The following is a 21,072-nucleotide window of genomic DNA, read 5'->3' as shown; positions in this document are numbered from 1 at the left end:
AGCGCAGCTGGTGTCAGAGCCAGTTGCGCTTGGCGGCCTGGAAAGCCAGGCCAGTTCTTGTGTCCACGCCGGCCAGGGACATCAGGCGGTCCAGCCGGCGCTGGACCGTTCGGCGGCTGATGCCCAGCTGGGTGGCGATGGACTTGTCCGGTACGCCGCCCACGAGCAGCGAGAGAAGTAGCCGCTCGGAGTCGTCGAGGCCTTCCGGCGTGGGGGTGTCGCGCTGGAGGCGTACGGGGGTGGCGAACTCCCAGTAGCTTTCGAAGAGGGCGAGCAGGGCGTCCAGCAGCTGGCCCTGGTTGATGATCGCGGCGGACGGCTCGCCCACGGTCTCGTCGTCGCGGACGAGCGGGCAGATCGCGGTCGACCGATCGACGATGGCGAGCCGGACGGGCAGCGTCGGTACGACTCTCGCCTCCTCACCCCAGCTGACCCCCTCGGCGATCGAGTCCAGTTCGCCCGGCGTCTCGATCAGGGCGCGCTCGTAGATCGCCCGGTACCGCACCCCGCGCGACAACGCGCCGTACTCCTCGGTGTTGTCGGCGCCCTGCATCGCCAGCGGGTTGGCCCGGCAGAACCACAGGATCTCCTCCCGCGCCGCGTTCTGCAGGTCGCGCAGCCGTTCGCGCAGAGTGGTCGCGCCGATGATGACCTCGACCAGGTGATGCGCGTCCCGCCGCCCCGCGCTGGCCCGGAACTCCTCGCTGAGCGCGGCCACGGTCTTGCGCGCGGCCTCCAGCGACTCCTGGCGCCGGAGCAACGTCGTACCGAACGCGACATCCGGCGGCAACGGCCGGAACACCGGCTCCTCGGCCGGCTGCACCGACACCAGGCCCTTGGCCTGCAACCGCTGCAGCACCTCGTCGGCCTCCTGCGGCGGCAGGTCCGCGACCTCGGCGAGCTCCGTGGCCCGCGCGGCGGACAGGCCGACCAGCAGCCGGTACGTGTGCTCCTCGTGCGCGTCGAGCAACGAACCTTCCTGCATGCACCCACCTAACAGCCTTACCGATCAGGAAGCGAGCGCTTTCCCAATGACACAACAGAGCCATGACCCACCCGTGCCATCACGATGTTCGTGAACACCCGTCACTTCCCGGTCAAGCGGAACTCGCCGCCGCCCAGCGAACCGCCCTGGAGAAGAGACCGATGATGAGCATGACCGACTACGCCGGCATCGCCGGCCTGATCGCCGCGGCCGCCGTCGCGATCTGGATGCTGCGCAACCACCGCACCGCCCCCGCCCCCGCCCGCACCGGCAAACACCGCGGCTCGCCTACCCTCCGACTCCCACGACCGGCACACCCTGAGCGCGCTTCTTCGCGTAGTAGTAGGTGAGGCCGCCGTACGCGTACATCGACAGCCCCAGCGTGCCCATCAGCACGATCACGACCCACTGCCACGGGCCGTCCTGGTAGAGGGCCAGGAACCACGACTTGGAGCTGTGGCTGCCGGTCAGCTTGATGATGGCCGGTACGACGGCCTGCGGGAACAACGGGATCGCCCCGAACCCCAGGCAGAAACCGGCCAGCCCCCGACGCCACTTCGGAAGTGCGTCGAGCCCCGCGGTCTTCTTGGCCTGCTCCGCGGGCGATCGGCCATGCCTGAGCAGAGTGAGGAGCTCCGGGCCTCGCTGGTCCAGCCGACGGGCTGCGAGGCGACCGAAGAACCACCAGGCGAGTACGCCGGACAGGACGCCCAGCGGCACGCCCCACCAACCCAGGTAGAGCGCCACGATCAGGGCCGGCGTACAGGTCGTCGCGACCAGCACGAGCATCACGTAGACGATGCCCACCGTCTCGCCCTCGTTCTCACCCGAGTTGAGCGGGTTACCGGACCGCTCGTGCGCATCGGTCGTCGGTACGGCGGCGTACACCGAGCAGGCGACCACCAGACCGGCCGCACCGCCCAGCAGTGCAGGCAGCACGCTCAGCACCAGCGGCCACGCACTGGTCACGCCTGACCACCACGTCAGCAGCAGGGTGATCAGCAACGTCACCGGCCCGAACACGAGCAGGAACGCCCGCTGCCGCGCGCGGACGTCCGCCCGGCTGGAGCCAGGCGTCATCAGCGTCGTCCAGTACGCCGTACCGTCCGCGCCGTAAAGGTTCGCGCACATCGAGCCCGCCATCACGACAGCCGCTGGACCCGCCCACGGGAGCATCGACCGCATGCCGATCGCCAGCGGCATCAGGCAGAAGAACAGCCCGTACGCGATCGCGAACACCGCCTTGTGCCCGTAGAGCAGGTCCCGGCTCCACGAGCGGATCTCCTTGCCCGCGGCAGCACCCTGCGCCGTCTTCGCGGTCAACAGCCGCCGTGGCTTACCCCCTGCCCTGGCCGCGGTCGTACGGCGTACCATCAGCGCAGACCACGCGTACAGCATCACCACGGCGAGCACCACGAGCGCCGCCAACAGCCCGACGACCTGCAGCCAGTCACCACGCCCCGCGGCCTGTACGGCGTCGAAACCCCAACCGGACGGCGCGATCCGGGCAGCCCGCGCGATCGTGCCCTGGATGTCGGTCGACACGAACGCGGCGATCAACGCCCATCCCTGCGCCGTGAACGCGAGGATGAACGCGTTGACCAGCGCAGCGATCACCGCACCCGCCCGCACCTGCAGGAGTACGCCGTACACCGCGACGGCGAGCCGCGACGCCAGGACGAAGCAGAACAGCTGCAGCAGCAGCGCAGGCACCGCAACGAGTCCCGCGACGACACCACCGCTCGCAACGACAAGACTGACCAGTGCGATCAGGCTGATCACCGGAGCCACCCCCGCGAGCGCAGCCACCAGCAGCCCGGTGGACAGCGTCCGCGGCGACAGCGGCAGCATCGTGAAGTACTCCGGCTTGAGCGTCTCGTCACCGCCGCCCGCGAACAGGGGCCCGACCACCCAGCCCAGCATCCACACCCCGAGCACGACGACCAGTACGTCGGACTTCCCGGCCGCCGCGACCCAGATCGTGCCGCCCGCGAGCGCGAGCCCGACGAACGCCCCGGTGCCGATCCACGACCGCCGGAACTGGTCCTTCAGCGCGTGCCGGAACGCGGCCAGTCGCATCCGGACCAGCGTGTCCGAGGTGGAGTACGTCAGCGCGAGAGCCACGTCAGCCCCTCCGCGCCGCGCGTCGACGCGCCGACCAGCGACACGAACGCGTCCTCCAGGCTGCCGCCCGCCCGCACCTCCGAAACGGTGCCCTCGGCAACGACCTTCCCGTCCGCGACGACCGCGACCCGGTCGCACAACTGCTCGACCAGCGCCATCACGTGGCTCGAGATCACCACCGACCCGCCGCCGGCGATGAACCGGTGCAGGATCGTCCGGATGGTGGCCGCCGACACCGGGTCGACCGCCTCGAACGGCTCGTCCAGCACCAGCAGCCGGGGCGCGTGCAGCAGCGCGACCGCGAGCCCGAGCTTCTTCCGCATCCCGGTCGAGTAGCCGATCACCTGCTTGTCGTCCTCGTGGTCGAGCCCGAGGACCTCCAGGAGCTCGGCCGTACGCCGCCGTACCTCGTCCTCGGGCAGTCCCCGGAGCAGCCCGAGGTACGTGAGCACCTCCCGCCCGGTCAGCCGTTCGGGCATCCCCAGCCCGTCCGGCAGAACGCCGACGAGGGCCTTCGCCTTCGTCGGCTCGCGCCACAGGTCCACGCCGAAGATCCGCGCCGTACCCCCGTCGGGCCGGAGCAGCCCGACGGCCATCGACAGCGACGTCGTCTTCCCGGCCCCGTTCGGCCCGAGCATCCCGAAGAACGACCCGGGGGGCACGCTCAGACTCAGCTCGTCGACGGCCCGCTGCTCCCCGAACACCTTGGTCAGCCCATCGAGCTCCAGCGCCTGTTCCATACGCGGAACTCTTCCATCGGGACCGCGCCCGCCGCGTCAGTCCAACGGCGGACCCGCGGCATCAACCATCAGGCCAGGCAGCACCGGCGGGAGAAAGTTACCGGTCGGGTCAGCCGAATCATCCGAAAGGACGAAATCGGGTCCGGCAACGCAAAAACCCCGGCCGAGATCGACCGGGGTCTTGTCTGTGCGCGAGGGGGGAGTTGAACCCCCACGCCCTTTCGGGCACACGGACCTGAACCGTGCGCGTCTGCCTATTCCGCCACCCGCGCGCTGCCGCCTGAGATGATCTCCTGGCGACGAGAAGGAACAGTAGCACGGGTTGTGCCGGTGCTTCACATTGCGGGTTCGGTCGAACCTCCCGATACGATCGATCGTCGTACCCGGTGTGTCCGCCACGACCGGTGGACGACAGATGGCGTACCGACGGTGGAGGAGGAGGCGTGCGACCGCTACAGCGCTTCGAGCGACGCCTGGAAGGCATTGTCAGCGGTGTCTTCGCGCGCGCTTTCAAGGGTGATGTGGAGCCGATCGAGCTGGCCGCGGCTCTCAAGCGTGAGATCGACAACACCGCGCGGATCCTGTCCCGGGACCGCCGGCTGGTGCCGAACCACTTCACGATCGAGCTCGGTCCGGACGACTACGAGCGGCTGAACGCCTACGGCCGGACCCTGAACCACGAGCTCGCCAACGAGCTGCGGGACCACGCGGACATCCAGCGGTACACGTTCTCCGGACCCATCGACATCGAGCTGGTCCAGCAGGATGATCTGCCGACCGGTAAGTTCCGGGTGGTCAGCGAGACGGCCGGGACGCCCCAGCGGCGGCCGGCCGAGTACCAGCAGCCCGAGCCCCAGCCCTACCAGCAGGAGCCCTACGTGCCGCCGAACCCGCCGCCGGTCGCCCCGCAGTACCAGCAGCCTCCGCAACCGCCGCAGCAGCAGACGCCGCGCCGCGGCCACCCGCAGGTGATGCTCGAGGTGAACGGCCGCCGCCGCCCGGTCAACCCGCCCGGCGTGGTGCTCGGCCGCGGCACCGACGCGGACATCCAGATCAACGACCCGGGCGTCTCGCGGCGGCACGCCGAGATCCGGCTGATGCCCGAGGGCCCCGGCGGGATCCGCGTGGTGCTGGTCGATCTCGGTTCCACCAACGGCACACTGGTGAACGGCCGTCGGTCCACCGAGGCCGAGCTGGTCGACGGCTCCACGGTCCGGATCGGCAACACGACCATGACGCTGCGTCTCGCGGACGAGCCGATGGCCCAGCCGCCGAGCAGCGGGTGGTGACTGACCTTCCATGTCGGAACTGACCCTGACCCTGATCAAACTGGGGTTCCTGGCGCTGCTGTGGATGTTCGTCCTCGCAGTGCTGTCCGTGATCAGGTCGGACCTGTTCGGTGCCAAGGTGGACAGCCGGGCGGCGGCCCCCGCCGCGCCGCAGCCCACCCGGACACCGAAGCCCGCGAAGCCGGCCAAGAAGCGCAAGGGCCTGCCCGGGTCACTGAGCATCGCGGACGGTCCGCAGGCGGGGGTCGGCGCGTCGCTGGTCGACGAGCCGGTGATCATCGGTCGTGGTTCGGACTGCCAGATCCGGCTGGACGACGACTACTCCTCCACCCGGCACGCCCGGTTGTTCCTGTCCGAGGGCCAGTGGTGGGTCGAGGACCTCGGCTCCACCAACGGCACGTACCTGGACGGCCAGCGGGTCACCCGCCCGGTCCCGGCCGAGATCGGCGGTTCGATCCGGATCGGCCGGACGACGCTGAACATCGCGAAGTAGGCCTGCCCCGATGACCCTGTCGCTCGACTACGCAACCCTTTCCGACGTCGGACGGGTGCGCCGCAACAACGAGGACTCGGCGTACGCCGGTCCGCACCTGCTGCTGCTCGCCGACGGGATGGGCGGCGCGGCCGCCGGTGAGGTGGCCAGTGCCGCCGCGGTCCAGGTGATCCGCCGGCTGGACACCGCCGACATCAGCGGCGAGGACATGATCGAGGCGCTGGCCGGCGCCGTGCACCGCGCGAACGAGCGGCTCTCCGAGCTGGTCGAGGAGGACCCCGAGCGCGAGGGCATGGGCTCGACCGTGACCGCGCTGATGTTCGACGGCAAGCAGCTCGGGCTGGCGCATCTCGGCGACTCCCGGGCGTACCGGCTGCGCGACGGGAAGCTGTACCAGCTGAGCCACGACCACACGTTCGTCCAGTCGCTGGTCGACGAGGGCCGGATCTCCCAGGAGGAGGCCTTCACGCACCCGCACCGGAACCTGATCCTCCGGGTGCTGGACGGTCGCCCGGACTCCGATCCCGACCTGCAGATCCTCGACGTCCAGGCCGGCGACCGGCTGATGCTGTGCAGCGACGGCCTGCCCGACTACGTCAGCGACGACGTGATCCTCGCCTCGATGTCGTCCGGTACGCCGGACTCGGTCGTGGTGGAGCTGATCACGCACGCGCTCGAGGCCGGGTCGAACGACAACGTCACGTGTGTGGTGGCGGACGTGGTCGAGACCGAGCCCGCGAGCGGGGTCCAGCCGCAGCTGGTCGGCGCGGCGGCCGAGCTGGCTCAGGGCAGCACCGGCCGCGGTGAGCCGACGGTCGCGGTCGGCGCCGTCGGCGGCGGTTCCGGAGGCGGCGGTGGCCACGGCGCGGTCGATCCGGAGGAGCTGCGGTATGCGCCGCGCCCGCCGAAACGCTTCCTGTGGGCGCGGCGGATCGTCGTACTCGCCGTGGTGCTGGCGGTGATCGTCGGCGGCGCCTGGTTCGCGTACGGCTGGACCCAGAAGCAGTACTACGTCGGCTCCGACGGTGACTACGTGGCGATCTTCCAGGGCGTCGAGGCGGACCTGCCCGGGATCTCGTTGTCGAAGGTCTACGAGCGGCAGTCGCTGCAGGTGGACAAGCTGCCGACGTACAGCCGTGAGCAGGTGGAGGGCAACATCCAGGCGGACAATCTGGCCGGGGCGCGGTCGATCGTCGCCCAACTGGAGCAGACCGCCGCCCAGTGCGCCGCGAAGGCCAAGCCGACCCCGACGCCCAAGCCGCCCGTGAAGTCGACCGTCAAGCCGACGGTGAAGCCGTCCACGTCGGTCCCGGTCTCGAAGCCGCCGGCCACGGTGCCGGCGACCACCCGGCCGAGTACGACGCCGACGTCGACCCCCAGTACGCCGGTCGACCCGGACGATTGCGACGGCGTCCGATGAGCATCGCGTCCACGTCCGTCATCCAGATCATCCCGCGTACCCGGCGCGGGGTGGAGCTGCTGCTGCTGGTGATCGCCGTCGCGGTCGCGGTCGCGGCGTACGTGAACATCGGCATCACGGCCCAGAACTCGGTCCCGGCCAGCACCGGGTACTACGCCGCCGGCATCGGGCTGCTCGCGCTGATCGCGCACCTCGTGCTCCGTTTCCGGGCGCCGTACGCCGACCCTGTGCTGCTCCCGTGCGCGGTCCTGCTGAACGGACTCGGCGTCGCGATGATCCACCGGATCGACCTCGGGCTGACCGCGATGGGCCGGACCCGGGGCGTCCCGTTCGCGCCGCAGCAGATCACCTGGACCGCGGTCGGAGTGGTCCTGTTCGTCGGCGTCATCGTGGTGGTCCGCGACCATCGCCGGCTGCAGGGCCTGACGTACACGGCCGGCCTGGCCGGTCTGGTGCTGCTCGTGCTGCCGCTCGTCCCGGGCATCGGCCGGACCGTGAACGGCGCCCCGATCTGGATCCACATCGCCGGCATGTCGTTCCAGCCGGGCGAGTTCGCGAAGGTCTGCCTGGTCATCTTCTTCGCCGGCTACCTGGTCGTGAAGCGCGACGTGCTGACGCTGGCCGGCCGCCGATTCCTCGGGCTGGACCTGCCGCGGGCCCGTGACCTCGGGCCGATCCTGATCGCCTGGCTGGCCAGCCTGGGCGTCCTGGTGTTCGAGAGCGACCTCGGGTCCTCGCTGCTGTTCTTCGGCCTGTTCCTGTTCCTGCTGTACGTCGCCACCGAGCGGGCCGGCTGGCTGATCATCGGTGGCCTGCTGTTCGTCGGCGGCGCCTACTTCGCGTACGTCACGTTCGGCCACGTGCACAGCCGGGTCACCGACTGGCTGAACCCGTGGGCGATCGACGGCGGCCAAATCAAGCTCGGCCTGATGGGTCAGGCGTGGGGCGGCGTCCTCGGCCGCGGCCTCGGCCAGGGCCACCCGGAGCTCACGCTGTACGCGAACAGCGACATGATCATCTCCTCGATGGCCGAGGAGCTCGGCCTGACCGGCCTGATCGCGATCATCCTGATCTACACCCTGATCGTCGAGCGCGGCCTGCGCGCGGCCCTCGGCTGCCGGGACATCTTCGGCAAGCTGGTTGCCACCGGCCTGGCGATGTCGTTCGCGCTGCAGGTGTTCGTGATCGTCGGCGGCGTCACCGCGCTGATCCCGCTGACCGGTCTGGCCACGCCGTTCATGGCGCTCGGCGGTACGTCGCTGGTCGCGAACTGGGCGATCATCGCGCTGCTGCTGCGGATCAGCGACCAGGCCCGGCGACCACAAACACCGGCCGCTCCGGTGTCCGACGAAACGATCGCGATGGCGGTGCAGAAGCAGTGAACTCGGCGATCCGACGACTGGCCGTGGCGGCGATCATCCTGATGCTCGCGCTGATGGCGAACTCGACGTACCTGCAGGCGTTCCGGTCGAGCGAGATCAACGGCCGCAACGACAACAAGCGGGTCCGGGACTCGCAGTTCTCGGTGAACCGCGGCCCGATCCTGATCGGCACCACCCCGATCGCCAAGAGCGACCCGTCGAACGACCAGTTCAAGTACCAGCGCAAGTACCCGTCCGGTCTGGTGTACGCGCCGGCGACCGGGTACTACTCGTACCTGTTCGGCCGCGGCGGCATCGAGCTGACGATGAACTCCGAGCTGAACGGCTCGGACCCGTCGATGGCGTTCCGGCGGATCATCGACGTGATCAGCAACCGCCCGCAGCAGGGCGGCAGCATCACCCTCACGCTGAACGCCGCGGCCCAGCAGGCGGCGTACGACGGCCTCGCCGGGAAGACCGGTGCGGTGGTGGCGATCGAGCCGAAGACCGGGAAGATCCTGGCGATGGCGACCCGCCCGTCGTACGACCCGAACCTGCTCGCCTCGCACGACACCACCAAGGTGTCGGCGGCCTGGAAGAGCCTGAACGCGGACAAGAACAAGCCGCTGTCGAACCGCGCGGTGCAGGAGCTCTACCCGCCGGGCTCGACGTTCAAGCTGGTCACCGCCGCGGCCGCGCTGTCCAGCGGCAAGTACACACCGACCACCACGGTGAACTCGCCGGCCCAGCTGCCGCTCCCGCAGACCACGGTCCCGCTGGTGAACGAGGACGGCAAGAACTGCGGCGGCAGCAACAACGCGACGCTGACGATCGCGCTGCGCTACTCCTGCAACACGGCGTTCGGCACCGTCGGCATGGCGCTCGGCGCGGACGCGCTGAACGCGCAGGCGGCGAAGTTCGGCTTCGGCGCCCGGCCGCTGACCGAGCTGCCGGGCGTCGCGACCAGCCAGTTCCCCGGCGACCCGAACGAGCCGCAGACCGCGCAGTCCGCGATCGGCCAGTTCGACGTCCGGGCCACCCCGCTGCAGATGGCGATGGTGGCGGCCGGGATCGCGAACCAGGGCAACGTGATGAAGCCGTACCTGGTCCAGAACGTGCAGACCCCGGACCTGAAGACGGTCTCGGAGACCAAGCCGGAGTCGCTGCACCAGGCCGTGACCCCGCAGGTGGCGACCCAGTTGACCGACATGATGATCGACGTGGTCAACAACGGCACCGGCAAGCCAGGCCGGATCAGCGGCGTCCAGGTGGCCGGCAAGACCGGTACGGCGCAGACGTCGAAGGACCGCCCGCCGTTCGCCTGGTTCACCGCGTTCGCGCCGGCGAAGGACCCGAAGGTCGCGGTGGCGGTGCTGATCGAGGACGCGAACGTCCCGCGTACCGACGTGGCCGGCGGCACGCTGGCCGCTCCGATCGCCAAGAAGGTGATGGAGGCGGTGCTGGGCCAATGACGACAATACGGAATGATGCGATGACAGGGCGTCTTTCCAACGGGGACCCACGTGTGGCTCTCGCTACCGTGGGCAAGTTGAGTGTGTTTTTCCGGACAGGTTGGAAGGCTGGGTCATGACATCGCAGGCACGTCTCGTCGGCGGCCGGTACGAAGAAGGCGAGCCGCTCGGCCGCGGCGGTATGGCCGAGGTCCGCAAGGGTCTGGACAACCGGCTCGGCCGGAGCGTCGCGATCAAGCGGCTGCGGGTCGACCTGGCCAGCGACGCCACGTTCCAGGCGCGGTTCCGGCGGGAGGCCCAGTCGGCCGCCTCGCTGAACCACCCGACGATCGTCTCGGTCTACGACACCGGCGAGGAACCCGACCCGAACGGCTCCGGCGTCACCATCCCGTACATCGTGATGGAGCTGGTCACCGGCAAGACGCTGCGGGATCTGATCCGCGAGGGCCGCAAGATCATGCCGGAGCGCGCCCTGGAGATCACCTCCGGCGTGCTCGAGGCGCTCGACTACAGCCACCGGGCCGGCATCGTGCACCGCGACATCAAGCCCGGGAACGTGATGCTGACCCCGCAGGGCCAGGTCAAGGTGATGGACTTCGGCATCGCCCGCGCGGTCGCCGACACGTCCTCCACGATGACCCAGACCGCGGCCGTCATCGGCACGGCGCAGTACCTGTCCCCGGAGCAGGCCCGCGGCGAGACCGTGGACGCCCGCTCCGACCTCTACTCGACCGGCTGCCTGCTGTACGAACTGCTCACCGGCCGGCCGCCGTTCGTCGGCGAGTCGCCGGTGTCGGTGGCGTACCAGCACGTCCGGGAACAGCCGCTGCCGCCGTCGTCGTTCGACCCGGACATCCCGCCGGAGGTCGACGCCGTCGTACTCAAGGCGCTGGCGAAGAACCGCGAGGAGCGGTACCAGAGCGCGTCCGAGATGCGCGCCGACATCCACCGGGTGCTGGCCGGCCAGCAGGTGACCGCGCCGATGGCCGCGGTCGCGGAGACCCGGCAGCTGCAGCCGACCCAGCTCGCGCCGACGGCCGCCACCCAGCAGCTCCGGCAGACCGGCGGCAACGACCTGCTGCCGCCCGGCGGTGACGACCTGGAGGAGGGCGACGAGGGCCGCTCCCGGCGGAACCGTGGCCTGGCGTACTTCCTGCTCGGGCTGGCGATCGTCGCGATCGCGATCGGCGCGTACGCGCTGTACTCGAAGTACAACAGCGACAACGCCGGCGGCGGACCGACGACGTCGAACACGCCGCCCGCGAAGGTCCAGGTGCCGGATCTGCAGAACCAGTCGGTGCCCGCGGCGACCCAGCTGCTGGCCTCGAAGAACCTCAAGATCAGCTCGACCTCGGAGAAGAGCGACTCGGTCGGCAAGGGCCTGATCATCCGCCAGACGCCGGACGCCGGCACCGAGGCCGACCCGGGCTCGACGGTCGCCGTCGTGGTCTCGGCCGGCAAGAACGCCTACGGCGTGCCGGACGTGATCGGGATGAGCGAGTCCAAGGCCCGCAAGGCGCTCGAGGCCGCGGCCGGGCAGTTCACGGTCAAGGACCAGGTCGTCGAGCAGGACAGCGACCAGAAGAAGGGCGTCGTGATCGGCCTGAACCCGGACGCGGGCGGCACCTACCCGCCAGGGACCGAGTTCACGCTGATCGTGTCCAGCGGCGTCGTGCAGGTCGACGTACCGAACGTCGTCACGCAGACGTTCGACGACGCGAAGCTGACGCTCGAGCAGGCCGGCTTCCGGGTCGGACAGACGTTCGGGAACGACCAGAACGCGGCCGAGGGCGCCGTACTGCAGCAGTCCGTGAAGGCCAACACCAAGGCGCCGAAGGGCACGCTGATCACGCTGACGGTCAACAAGCTGCAGGAACAGCCGACCCCGCCGCCGTCGACGCCGACGGACAACCCGAGCGGCGGTCCCAGCACCCCGGTCATCACGATCCCGGGCGGCTGAGCGCTCCAGAACACAGCGAACCCCGTCGAGGCGACCGCCTCGACGGGGTTCGGTTCGTCCGGGTCAGCTGACCACCGGCGCGAGGCCGGCGGAGTTGGCGACTGCGTCCGGGTCGCCGCAGATCGTCAGCCAGTTCGCGAGCATCCGGTGGCCGCCCTCGGTGAGCACGGACTCCGGGTGGAACTGGACGCCCTCGACCGCGAGCTCGCGGTGCCGGGCCGCCATGATCACGCCGGCCTCGGTCCGCGCGGTCACCTCGAGTACGTCGGGCACGCTGTCCTCGGCGATCGCCAGCGAGTGGTAGCGGGTCGCGGTGAACGGCGACGGGAGCCCGGTGAGTACGCCGGCGCCCTGGTGGAACACCTCGCTGGTCTTCCCGTGCAGCAGCTCGTCCGCGCGCCCGACGACTCCGCCGTACGCGACGCCGATCGCCTGCAGGCCGAGGCAGACCCCGAAGATCGGGACCTTGCCGCCGGCTTCCTTCACGATGTCGACGCAGGCGCCGGCCTCTTCCGGCGTACCCGGACCGGGGGAGAGCAGCACCCCGTCGTACTCCGCGGCCTGCCAGGGGGTCACTTCGTCGTTGCGCAGCACGGTGGTGTCGGCCCGCAGTTGCTGCAGGTACTGCACCAGGTTGTAGACGAAGGAGTCGTAGTTGTCGACGACGAGGATCCGCGGCATGCGGTCCATTGTGTCAGCTACCGCCCGGTGACGGTGGGGCTGACCGAAGGGGTGTGCGGGAAGCCTGGGACGGTGGCGACCTGCAGGTCCAGGCTGCCCTCGTACGCCGGCATCTGCAGCGAGGACTGGTTCTTCACGTCGTACCCGAGCTGGAACTTCACGACGTAGTCCTGCAGGTTCTGGATGTACTGCGAGTCGTCGAGCGCCTTCTGCAGCTTCCGCCGGTCGCCGATCGCGGAGATCGTGTACGGCGGCAGGTACGGGACGCCGTGCAGGACGACCGAGTTGCCGACGCACTTCACGCCGGTGGTGGAGATGACCCGCTGGTTCTGGATCGTCATCGCCTCGGCGCCGCCGGCCCAGAGCGCGTTCACCACGGCCTGGATGTCCTGCTGGTGGATGACCAGCCAGTTCTCGTCGACGTCCGGGTTGTCCCTGACCACCTCGGGCGGCGCGTCCCGGAGCGTCACGGTCAGACCGGGGCCGGTCACCGGGCGGGTGCCGACCTGCTCGGACAGGTCCTCGAACTGCTTGGCGAGCTTCGGGTCGATGGACCCCTGCTGCGCCTGCAACGCCTCGATGTCGTGGGTCAGCGCGGCGTGCTGCTTGACCAGGCTGGCACTGCGCCGGCTCTGTTCCTCGACGAGGCCCGCGAGCGTAGTGTTGCGGCTGGGTCGCAGGTCGGTACCCCGGGCGTTGGTGGCACTGGTCGCGAACAGCAGACCGGCGCACATCAGCGCCAGTGGCGCACCCACGCGCCACAGTGAAATCCGCCTCAACCTACGCACCCGTGATCTCCAGATTGCTCTCTGCACTACGCTAGCGCGGGACCGGACCGGAACAGGTCCTGCTGCGGTCAGCTTATGCGTCCTTACAAGGAGTTCAGACGTGCCCGAGTCGAGCAGTCGCAACAAGAAGAAGACCGAGAAGGTCAAGGCGGAGAAGACGCCGAAGAAGCCACGTACCCAGTCACGCGTCTGGGTGGCGCCGTTGATGCTGGCATGCTGGCTGCTCGGTCTCGCCTGGCTGGTCGTCTTCTACGTGGCCGGCCAGGACATCCCGGTGATGAAGGACCTCGGCAACTGGAACCTGCTGATCGGCATGGGCCTGATCGCGGTCGGTTTCGTCGTCTCCACCCAGTGGGTCTGACCGCTCAGTCCCTTCTACTCACAGACCTCGACCGGGCCCACGGGCGCCCCGGTCGAGGTTCCTTTTTGCCTCGACCCCAGAGTTATCCACATCCGCGTCCCCAGGTGTGCACACGGATTTGCGGGAGTTATCCCCAGGTTGGGAGTTAGTTCTCCACCGAATGTGTCCAAAACTGGGCCAAATCTGTGGATAACTCAGGTTTGGCTGCTGGAGTTTCCACATCGTTCAGGTTGGCAGCGGGCGGCTGTCCACAATCTTCTTCATCACGATGGTGGAGGTGAGGCGCAGTACGCCGGGCAGCCGCGCCAGGCGCTCGTCGCGTAGCTTCTGGAACGACTCCAGGTCCGCGGTCGCCACCCGGATGAAGTAGTCGGGCTCACCGAACAGCCGCTCCGCGTGCACCACCTCCGGGATCGCCGCGAGCCCGGCCTCGAACTCGGCCACTGCCCCTTCCCGGTCGATGGTGACCGCGAGCAGTACCTCGAACCCGTGCCCGACAGCCGCGCCGTCGACCACCGCGCGGTACCCGCGGATCACCCCGGACCGCTCGAGCTCCCGGAGCCGGCGGTGACACGGGGCCGCGCTGAGGCTGATCCGCTGCGCCAGTTCGGTGACGGTCAGCCGTCCCTCGGCCTGGAGCGCGGCAAGGATCTGTCGATCGATGGCATCCACAGCAAGAATCCTATCGCCGACACCTCAATCAGAGCATAAATTCGCACAAAACGTTCGCTCGAACAGGCCTAATCTTGCTCCATGCTCGACTTCCTGCCCATCGCCGCCGCCTGTTTCGGCATCCCGCAGTACCTCCCGCAGATCCTCAAGCTGCGGCGCACCGGCGACACCGCCGGCGTCTCGTGGGCGTGGGCGACGCTGACGAGCATCAACAACGCGGCATGGTTCGGCTACTTCATGGCCTCGGGCTATTGGACCGCCGGCCTGCCGTCGACCGTGGCATCGACGCTGGCCGGCACGCTCTCCGTCCTCCTGGTACGCCGCGGCGCGTTGAACCGTCGCGCGATCGGATGGATCTCCGCCTGGTCCGCACTGCTCCTGCTCGCGGCGATCGTCGGCGGCCGGATCGGCTTGGGCAGCGTGCTGGCCGCCGCGTCGATCGTCCAGGTCACGCCGTCGTTGTGGACGGCGTACCGAACCGCGCGGCCGACCGGCATTTCGGCCGCCACCTGGAGCCTGGTCCTCGGCGAACTGACCTGCTGGTTCGTGTTCGGCCTGTACAAGGCCGACACCCGCCTGATCGTCCTCGGTGCCACCGGCGTGCTCGCGAGCATCCTGATGCTCGCCCGCGCCCGCCGCGCGGGCGTACCGTCGAAATGCCAACTTGCGGCCTGAGAGACGGGGAGGGTCTCACCATGTTCGTTCAGGTCATTCAGGGCCAGGTCACCGACGAAGAGCAGGCGCATGCCGCGATGGATCGGTGGATGGAAGAACTCGCGCCCGAGGCAACCGGCTGGCTGGGGACGACCGCCGGTGTCACCGCGGACGGGCAGTTCATCGCGCTGGCACGCTTCGACTCCGCCGACACCGCGCGGCGGAACAGCGACTCACCGGCGCAGGACAAGTGGTGGCACGAGTTCACTTCGCTGCTCAGCGGCGATGCCACCTTCCACGACACCGAGGACGTGGTCACCGACATCCACGGCGATCCGGACTCGGCCGGCTTCGTCCAGGTCATGCAGGGCGCCGGCAGCAACCCGGAGCGCGCGCGTGAAGTGATGGGCCAGCACCGCGACGAATGGGCCGTCTTCCGGCCCGAGATCCTCGGCAGTGAGGTCGCCATGTACGACCAGGGCGACTACACGATGGCGATGTACTTCACGACCGAGGCCGAAGCCCGCGAGGGGGAGCAGAAGCAGCCTCCACCGGAGCTGCAGGCGGACATGGACGAGATGAACAGCCTCGCCTCCGGCCCGCCGGCCTTCTTCGACCTGAAGCACCCCTGGCTGTACTCACCGAGGTAAAGGCGGCTCGAAACGGCCCGCGACGGATCCCCCGTCGCGGGCCGTTCCACGTCTACGTACAGATCTACGTAGACATATGCGGAGAGATCTGCGTATAGTTCTACGTAGGAGGAGAGCGATGCCCAACAAGACGATCTATGTGTCCGACGACGACCTGCCGCTCTACAAGCGCGCACAGGAGCTCGCCGGGAACCTGTCCTCGGCGATCTCGATCGCGCTGCGGAAGTACGTCGAGATGGAGGAAGGCCGCCTCGAGGGGTACGACGAGATCACCGTGCGGGTGGGCCGGGGCACCGGCCGCAAGCAGCGGTTCTCCGGCGTACTGCTCGCCGAAGGAGGTCGTTCCAGCAGCACCGGGTACGAGGCCTTCCAGGTGTACCGCACCCGGACCGGCAAGTTCGTCCTGCACGCCGACCGCCGCAACCAGTTCAAGCAGGGCGCCGACGACGAGCGGTACCTGACCGGCTGGCGCTCCTGGGTCGGCAACTGGAGCAGCGACCAGTCCTGGAGCATGGCGCAGGGCGAGGCCACGCTGTACGTCGTGGACACCATCGAGGAGCTCCGCGCACTGATCCCGGAAGACCTCTACGAACTCGTCGAAGAGGCCGCCGAACAACCGGCCGTCGAGGACCTCGACATCTAACTGAACGCAGACCACCGGACGCGCCCCGCTGGGCGCCCGGGCGGTCAGGCACGCCCGAATCCACCCAATCGAGCCAATGGGCCAGGTTTCCCCTGCCCGAAAACACCCAAGGACCTCTCATGTCACCAGCGATCGACGTCAGCGGACTGCGCAAGTCCTACGGCGACAAACTCGTGCTCGACGGCATCGACCTGAACGTTGCCGAAGGCACCATCTTTTCCCTGCTCGGCCCGAACGGCGCCGGCAAGACCGCCGTGGTGCGGATCCTGTCCACCCTGGCCGCGGCCGACGCCGGCGAGATCCGGGTGGCCGGCCACGACCTGGCGAAGGACCCGGAGGCGGTCCGGGCCGCGATCGGCGTCACCGGGCAGTTCTCGGCGGTCGACGGTCTGATGACCGGCCGGGAGAACCTGATCCTGATGGCCGACCTGTACCACCTCGGCAAGCAGGAGGCCCGCCACCGGGCGGACGAGCTGCTCGAGCAGTTCGACCTGACCGACGCCGGCAAGAAGCTCGCGATGACGTACTCCGGTGGCATGAAGCGCCGGCTCGACCTCGCGATGACGCTGGTCGGCCGCCCGCGGATCATCTTCCTGGACGAGCCGACGACGGGCCTCGACCCGCGCAGCCGGCACAGCATGTGGACGATGATCCGCGACCTGGTCGCCGGCGGCGTCACGGTTCTGCTCACCACGCAGTACCTCGAAGAGGCCGACCAGCTGGCCGACCGGATCGCGGTCCTCGACCACGGCCGGCTCGTCGCCCAAGGTACGGCCGAAGAACTGAAGCGACTCGCCCCCGGCGGCCACATCCGGCTCCGGTTCACGTCCCCCGAGGAGTTCGCGCTCGCGGGCCAGGTGCTGCCGACCGCCGTACCGAACCACGAAGCCCTGGTGCTGCAGGTGCCGAACGACGGCAGCGTGCACGCGCTGCGCGACCTGCTGGCCCGGATCGACGACGCCTCGCTCGAGGTCGACGAACTGACTGTCCACACCCCTGACCTCGACGACGTGTTCTTCGCCGTCACCGGTCAGCCCACCGAGAAGGTCACCGCATCATGAGCTACGCAATCCAAGACACCTCGACCATGCTCCGCCGCACGCTCCGGCACGCCCAGCGGTACCCGGGCCTGTCCCTCGGCGCCCTCGGGATGCCGGTGATCATGATCCTGCTGTTCGGCCTGGTCTTCGGCGATACGTTCGCGCACGGCCTCGGCGGTGGCGGCGGGCGGGGCGCGTACATCAACTTCCTCACTCCGGGCATCCTGCTGATGTCGATCGCGTCCGGGACGATGTCGCCCGCGGTCGCGGTCTGCATGGACATGACCGAGGGCATCGTCGCCCGGTTCCGGACGATGGCGATCTTCCGGCCCGCCGTACTCACCGGGCATGTGCTCGGCAACGTGCTGCTGACGATCGTCAGCCTGGCGCTCGTGGTCGGGTTCGCGATCCTGATCGGGTTCCGCCCGGACGCGTCCGTCGTCGACTGGCTGCTCGCCGCGGTGCTGATGATCGCGTTGACCTTCGGGCTGACCTGGTTCGCGATCGCGCTCGGTCTGACCAGCAAGACGCCCGAGGCCGCGAGCAACGTCGTACTGCCGATCAGCCTGCTGCTGCCGTTCCTCAGCAACACGTTCATCCCGTTGGACGCGATGCCGAGCGCGATCCGCTGGTTCGCCCGGTACCAGCCGTTCACCCCGATCATCGACACCCTGCGGCACCTGCTGCTGGGGACGCCGATGGACAGCGGCAACGGCTGGCTGGCCGCAGCGTGGTGCGTGGCGATCGCGATCGTCGGCTACTTCTGGGCCCAGAAGAACTACAACAAGGGAACTGTGGCCTAGGACGGTGCGCCGAGCAGGTTCGCGCGGGTCCGGACGTGGGCGGGGACCAGCAGGTCGCAGTCGGGATTGTTCTCCGGTTCGCCGGCGACGACGTGGAGTGGGATGACGCCTGTCCAGTACGGCAGGTCGAGGTCCTCCTCGTCGTCGTTGGCGGCGCCGGACCGGGTCTTCACCGAGGCCTCGGTCAGCGAGAGCGCGAGGACGGACGTCTTCGCCAACTCCTTCCGGTTCGGCGGCCGGACGGCGAGCGAGCGGCCCGGGACCAGGTGGTCGACGATCCGGTTCAGCCCGTGCAGCTTCTCGTCCGGGTCGGTGACCAGCCGCGGTACGCCGAAGATCACCGCGGACCGGTAGTTCACCGAGTGGTGGAACGCCGACCGCGCCAGCACCAGCCCGTCGGCGTGCGTGACCGTGGCGCACACGGTCTGCTCCGGCGCGGCGACCATGCTCCGGGCGGCGACCGAGCCGTGCAGGTACAGCGTCCCGTCCGCCCCGCGCTCCAGGTCCACGCCGTACGCCGTCGGCAGGACGACCGGATCGCCGTCGACCACGACGCCCAGATGGCAGAACATGCCGTCGAGCAACACGTCGTACAGCGCCTGGCGATCCGTGGCGGCGCGTTCCTTGGAGCGGCGGAGGGACGTCCGGGCAGTCGGCTGCAATGTGGTCATGCCTCCAGGGTCGATCCGCAGTGGCCTGGCGACACGGGCCATTCCGCGACGAATCAGCTAGTCCATTCGCGCAACGGGACCGCCGGTCGGACGACGTGCCGGCGCCGGACCGGCAGGCCGAGGGTCGGCTTCACGACGCCCCAGGCGGCACCCTTGCAGATCGACTCCTTGTAAACCGCGGCCACGCGACCGGTCAGCGCGGCGTTGACCGCCCGGTCGTCGGTGGTCACGTACTGGATCAGCCCGTCCTTGCGACCCAGCGAGATGCACTGGTTGAAGTACGCCAGCGGTGCGTGCGGCAATCGGCCGCCGGTCAGCCGGGCCGCGATCGAGTCGGCGGCCTGCCACGCCATCGGCTGACCCGACGCGCAGGACATCCGCAACGGCTTGTTCTTCGAGCCCATCGCGTACGCCGCGTCGCCGATCGCGTAGACGTCCGGGTGCGAGACGGACCGCATCGTGTGGTCGACCACGATCCGCCCCGTGTCCGAGACCTCCAACGCGGTCGCCTGCACGATCGGATGGACGGCGAACCCGGCCGTCCACACCGTGACCGCGCTCGGGATCAGCGAACTGCCGACCGCCACATGATCGGCAGCGACCTCGGTCACCCGGGCGTTCTCGTGCACGGTGATGCCGAGCCGGTCGACGACCTTCCGGAGATGCCGGCGGCCCTTCGGCGACAGCCAGTCCCCGAGCCCGCCGCGGACGACCAGCGCGACGTCGAGATCCGGCCGCGACTCGGCGAGCTCGGTCACGAACTCGACCCCGGTCAGCCCGCCACCGACGACGGTCACCTGCTGGTCGGCCGACAGCGAGGCCAGGCGCTCGCGCAGCCGGAGCGCACCGGGGCGGCCGGCGATCTGGTACGCGTGTTCGGCCGCACCGGGCACGCCCTGCGAGTTCCACCCGCTGCCGAGCGCGTACACGAGCGTGTCGTACTCCAGGTCCTCCGACTCCAGTGCGACCGTCTTGCGTTCGACGTCGACCGCGGTGACCTTCGCGAGCTTCAGCTCCACGCCGGTGCCGGCGAACAGTTCGGCGTACGGCCGGTGTTTCAGGTCGCGGCCGGTGGCGACCTCGTGCATCCGGACCCGCTCGACGAAGTCGGGTTCGGCGTTGACCAGCGTGATGCTGACCTCGTCGCGGTACAACCGGGCGGCGAGGCGGCCGGCGGCGACGGCTCCGGAGTACCCGGCGCCGAGGACGACGATGCGGTGCTTCATATCCGTGCTCCTGTCTGCTGCGGTGTCGACCCTTGAACCGGGCAGCCCGCCGATTCATGACAGGAACGTGCTGTGAAGCAGCTCACAGGATGGTCAGCAGCGGCTCTCCGTGCTCGGCGGCCGCGAACAACTCGGTCGCGCGGGCCAGCTTGTCCGGGTTCGCCTGCGTGCGGACCGAGGTGATGCCGTCGCCGGTCACCTGGACGCAGATCACGCCGATGACCTCGCCGTTGACGAGCACCACCAGCGCGGGCTCGCCGTTGGCGGGCCAGGCGTAGACCTCCGCCGCGCCGCCGACGTACAGCCGCTTCGCATCGGTCGGCCTGAAGATGCCGCGCAGGTAGCGGGCCACCGCGAGCGCGCCCTCGACCGCGGTCGTCCGGGCCGGGACCTTCCCGCCACCGTCGCCGACCGAGATCGCGTCGGCGGTGAGCAGCCGGACGATCGACTCGGTCTGCCCGCTGGTCGCGGCCAGGATGAACTCGTCGACGATCCGCCGCGCCGCCGCCTCGTCGACCTCGGCCCGGGCGCGACCGTCCGCGAGATGCTGCCGCGCGCGGCGGAACAACTGCTGGCTCGCCGACTCGGTCAGTTCGAGGATCTCCGCGATCTCGCGGTGCGGGTAGTCGAAGGCCTCCCGCAGTACGTAGACCGCGCGCTCGTTCGGCGACAGCCGCTCCATCAGCGTGAGGACGGCGTACGAGACCGACTCGCGCTGCTCGGCCGTGTCCGCCGGACCGAGCATCGGGTCGCCGTCGAGCAGCGGCTCCGGCAGCCACTGGCCGACGTATGTCTCCCGCCGCGCGCGGGCCGAGGTCAGCTGGTTCAGGCAGAGGTTGGTCAGCACCTTCGTCAACCAGGCCTCGGGTACGTCGATCCGCCCGAGGTCCGCGGCCTGCCAGCGCAGGAACGTCTCCTGTACGGCGTCCTCTGCCTCGGCCGCCGACCCGAGCAGCCGGTACGCGATGGCCTCGAGCCGGCGCCGGGACCGCTCGAACCGGGACACGTCCTCCGCGGTCATGGCCATGCTGGAATCCTA

General features: G+C 69.4%; 21 protein-coding genes and 1 tRNA gene. 12 read left to right on the top strand and 10 right to left on the bottom strand.

The window, feature by feature from the left end:
- Nucleotides 1–13 precede the first annotated feature (13 nt).
- The 4 genes from ACFV9C_RS02185 to ACFV9C_RS02170 form a co-directional block, all read right to left on the bottom strand.
- Nucleotides 14–985: a helix-turn-helix domain-containing protein gene (locus tag ACFV9C_RS02185; protein WP_380190104.1), complete on the bottom strand. Its 972-nt coding sequence runs from the start codon at nucleotides 983–985 to the stop codon at nucleotides 14–16.
- Nucleotides 986–1,273: 288 nt separating this feature from the next.
- Entirely contained in the window at nucleotides 1,274–3,109 is a 1,836-nt protein-coding gene (locus tag ACFV9C_RS02180; protein ID WP_380190102.1) for a hypothetical protein, read from the bottom strand.
- On the bottom strand, nucleotides 3,094–3,849 hold the full coding sequence (locus tag ACFV9C_RS02175; protein ID WP_380190100.1) for an ABC transporter ATP-binding protein: 756 nt from the start codon (nucleotides 3,847–3,849) through the stop codon (nucleotides 3,094–3,096). The genes ACFV9C_RS02180 and ACFV9C_RS02175 overlap by 16 nt, the downstream gene beginning before the upstream one ends.
- 188 nt (nucleotides 3,850–4,037) lie before the next feature.
- Nucleotides 4,038–4,121 (bottom strand) — tRNA-Leu (locus ACFV9C_RS02170).
- 171 nt (nucleotides 4,122–4,292) lie between these two features.
- On the opposite strand from ACFV9C_RS02170, the gene ACFV9C_RS02165 reads away from it, so the two are divergent.
- From ACFV9C_RS02165 to pknB, 6 genes are all read left to right on the top strand, one after another.
- Entirely contained in the window at nucleotides 4,293–5,138 is an 846-nt protein-coding gene (locus ACFV9C_RS02165) for an FhaA domain-containing protein (protein WP_380190098.1), read from the top strand.
- A 10-nt stretch (nucleotides 5,139–5,148) separates the two neighbouring features.
- Complete coding sequence (locus ACFV9C_RS02160; RefSeq protein ID WP_380190096.1) at nucleotides 5,149–5,631, top strand: FHA domain-containing protein; 483 nt, start codon at nucleotides 5,149–5,151, stop codon at nucleotides 5,629–5,631.
- A gap of 10 nt (nucleotides 5,632–5,641) precedes the next feature.
- Nucleotides 5,642–7,051: a PP2C family protein-serine/threonine phosphatase gene (locus ACFV9C_RS02155; RefSeq protein ID WP_380190094.1), complete on the top strand. Its 1,410-nt coding sequence runs from the start codon at nucleotides 5,642–5,644 to the stop codon at nucleotides 7,049–7,051.
- On the top strand, nucleotides 7,048–8,433 hold the full coding sequence (locus ACFV9C_RS02150) for an FtsW/RodA/SpoVE family cell cycle protein (RefSeq protein WP_380190092.1): 1,386 nt from the start codon (nucleotides 7,048–7,050) through the stop codon (nucleotides 8,431–8,433). The genes ACFV9C_RS02155 and ACFV9C_RS02150 overlap by 4 nt, the downstream gene beginning before the upstream one ends.
- Complete coding sequence (locus ACFV9C_RS02145) at nucleotides 8,430–9,884, top strand: peptidoglycan D,D-transpeptidase FtsI family protein (RefSeq protein WP_380190090.1); 1,455 nt, start codon at nucleotides 8,430–8,432, stop codon at nucleotides 9,882–9,884. The genes ACFV9C_RS02150 and ACFV9C_RS02145 overlap by 4 nt, the downstream gene beginning before the upstream one ends.
- A 115-nt stretch (nucleotides 9,885–9,999) precedes the next feature.
- Complete coding sequence (gene pknB / locus ACFV9C_RS02140) at nucleotides 10,000–11,844, top strand: Stk1 family PASTA domain-containing Ser/Thr kinase (protein ID WP_380190088.1); 1,845 nt, start codon at nucleotides 10,000–10,002, stop codon at nucleotides 11,842–11,844.
- Nucleotides 11,845–11,907: 63 nt separating this feature from the next.
- Here pknB and ACFV9C_RS02135 read toward each other — a convergent pair whose 3' ends face one another.
- Complete coding sequence (locus ACFV9C_RS02135; RefSeq protein WP_380190086.1) at nucleotides 11,908–12,525, bottom strand: aminodeoxychorismate/anthranilate synthase component II; 618 nt, start codon at nucleotides 12,523–12,525, stop codon at nucleotides 11,908–11,910.
- Nucleotides 12,526–12,542: 17 nt separating this feature from the next.
- The gene (locus ACFV9C_RS02130; RefSeq protein WP_380190084.1) at nucleotides 12,543–13,280 is read right to left on the bottom strand and encodes a DUF881 domain-containing protein; all 738 of its coding nucleotides are present in this window, start codon (nucleotides 13,278–13,280) and stop codon (nucleotides 12,543–12,545) included.
- Nucleotides 13,281–13,413: 133 nt separating this feature from the next.
- On the opposite strand from ACFV9C_RS02130, the gene ACFV9C_RS02125 reads away from it, so the two are divergent.
- Nucleotides 13,414–13,674 (top strand): cell division protein CrgA, encoded by a 261-nt coding sequence (locus tag ACFV9C_RS02125; RefSeq protein ID WP_325039995.1) that lies wholly within the window; start codon nucleotides 13,414–13,416, stop codon nucleotides 13,672–13,674.
- A gap of 225 nt (nucleotides 13,675–13,899) precedes the next feature.
- Here the strand turns inward: ACFV9C_RS02125 and ACFV9C_RS02120 are convergent, their stop codons facing one another.
- The gene (locus ACFV9C_RS02120; protein ID WP_380190082.1) at nucleotides 13,900–14,346 is read right to left on the bottom strand and encodes an Lrp/AsnC family transcriptional regulator; all 447 of its coding nucleotides are present in this window, start codon (nucleotides 14,344–14,346) and stop codon (nucleotides 13,900–13,902) included.
- A gap of 81 nt (nucleotides 14,347–14,427) precedes the next feature.
- Between ACFV9C_RS02120 and ACFV9C_RS02115 the strand changes: the two genes are divergently transcribed.
- The 5 genes from ACFV9C_RS02115 (at nucleotide 14,428) to ACFV9C_RS02095 (ending at nucleotide 18,136) form a co-directional block, all read left to right on the top strand.
- Entirely contained in the window at nucleotides 14,428–15,021 is a 594-nt protein-coding gene (locus ACFV9C_RS02115) for a hypothetical protein (protein WP_380190080.1), read from the top strand.
- Between the two features lie 20 nt (nucleotides 15,022–15,041).
- Nucleotides 15,042–15,650, top strand: coding sequence for a hypothetical protein (locus ACFV9C_RS02110; RefSeq protein WP_380190078.1), 609 nt, complete (start codon nucleotides 15,042–15,044; stop codon nucleotides 15,648–15,650).
- 118 nt (nucleotides 15,651–15,768) lie between these two features.
- On the top strand, nucleotides 15,769–16,293 hold the full coding sequence (locus ACFV9C_RS02105) for an EXLDI protein (protein WP_380190076.1): 525 nt from the start codon (nucleotides 15,769–15,771) through the stop codon (nucleotides 16,291–16,293).
- Nucleotides 16,294–16,412: 119 nt separating this feature from the next.
- Nucleotides 16,413–17,354 carry an ATP-binding cassette domain-containing protein gene (locus ACFV9C_RS02100; protein WP_380190074.1) on the top strand — a complete coding sequence of 314 codons (942 nt, stop codon included), beginning with the start codon at nucleotides 16,413–16,415 and terminating at the stop codon, nucleotides 17,352–17,354.
- A complete protein-coding gene (locus ACFV9C_RS02095) occupies nucleotides 17,351–18,136 on the top strand; it encodes an ABC transporter permease (RefSeq protein ID WP_380190072.1) in 786 nt (261 codons plus the stop codon). Before ACFV9C_RS02100 ends, ACFV9C_RS02095 begins: the two co-directional genes overlap by 4 nt.
- Here ACFV9C_RS02095 and ACFV9C_RS02090 read toward each other — a convergent pair.
- From ACFV9C_RS02090 to ACFV9C_RS02080, 3 genes are all read right to left on the bottom strand, one after another.
- The gene (locus ACFV9C_RS02090) at nucleotides 18,133–18,807 is read right to left on the bottom strand and encodes a pyridoxamine 5'-phosphate oxidase family protein (RefSeq protein ID WP_380190070.1); all 675 of its coding nucleotides are present in this window, start codon (nucleotides 18,805–18,807) and stop codon (nucleotides 18,133–18,135) included. The genes ACFV9C_RS02095 and ACFV9C_RS02090 overlap by 4 nt on opposite strands.
- A gap of 53 nt (nucleotides 18,808–18,860) precedes the next feature.
- On the bottom strand, nucleotides 18,861–20,033 hold the full coding sequence (locus ACFV9C_RS02085) for an NAD(P)/FAD-dependent oxidoreductase (RefSeq protein ID WP_380190068.1): 1,173 nt from the start codon (nucleotides 20,031–20,033) through the stop codon (nucleotides 18,861–18,863).
- 82 nt (nucleotides 20,034–20,115) lie between these two features.
- Entirely contained in the window at nucleotides 20,116–21,060 is a 945-nt protein-coding gene (locus ACFV9C_RS02080) for an RNA polymerase sigma-70 factor (RefSeq protein WP_380190066.1), read from the bottom strand.
- Nucleotides 21,061–21,072: the final 12 nt, after the last annotated feature.

The sequence above is a fragment of the Kribbella sp. NPDC059898 genome, from assembly GCF_042730855.1.
GTDB lineage: Bacteria > Actinomycetota > Actinomycetes > Propionibacteriales > Kribbellaceae > Kribbella.
The sequence above is the reverse complement of the archived record's forward strand: the minus strand, read 5'-3'. Positions and strand labels throughout refer to the sequence as shown.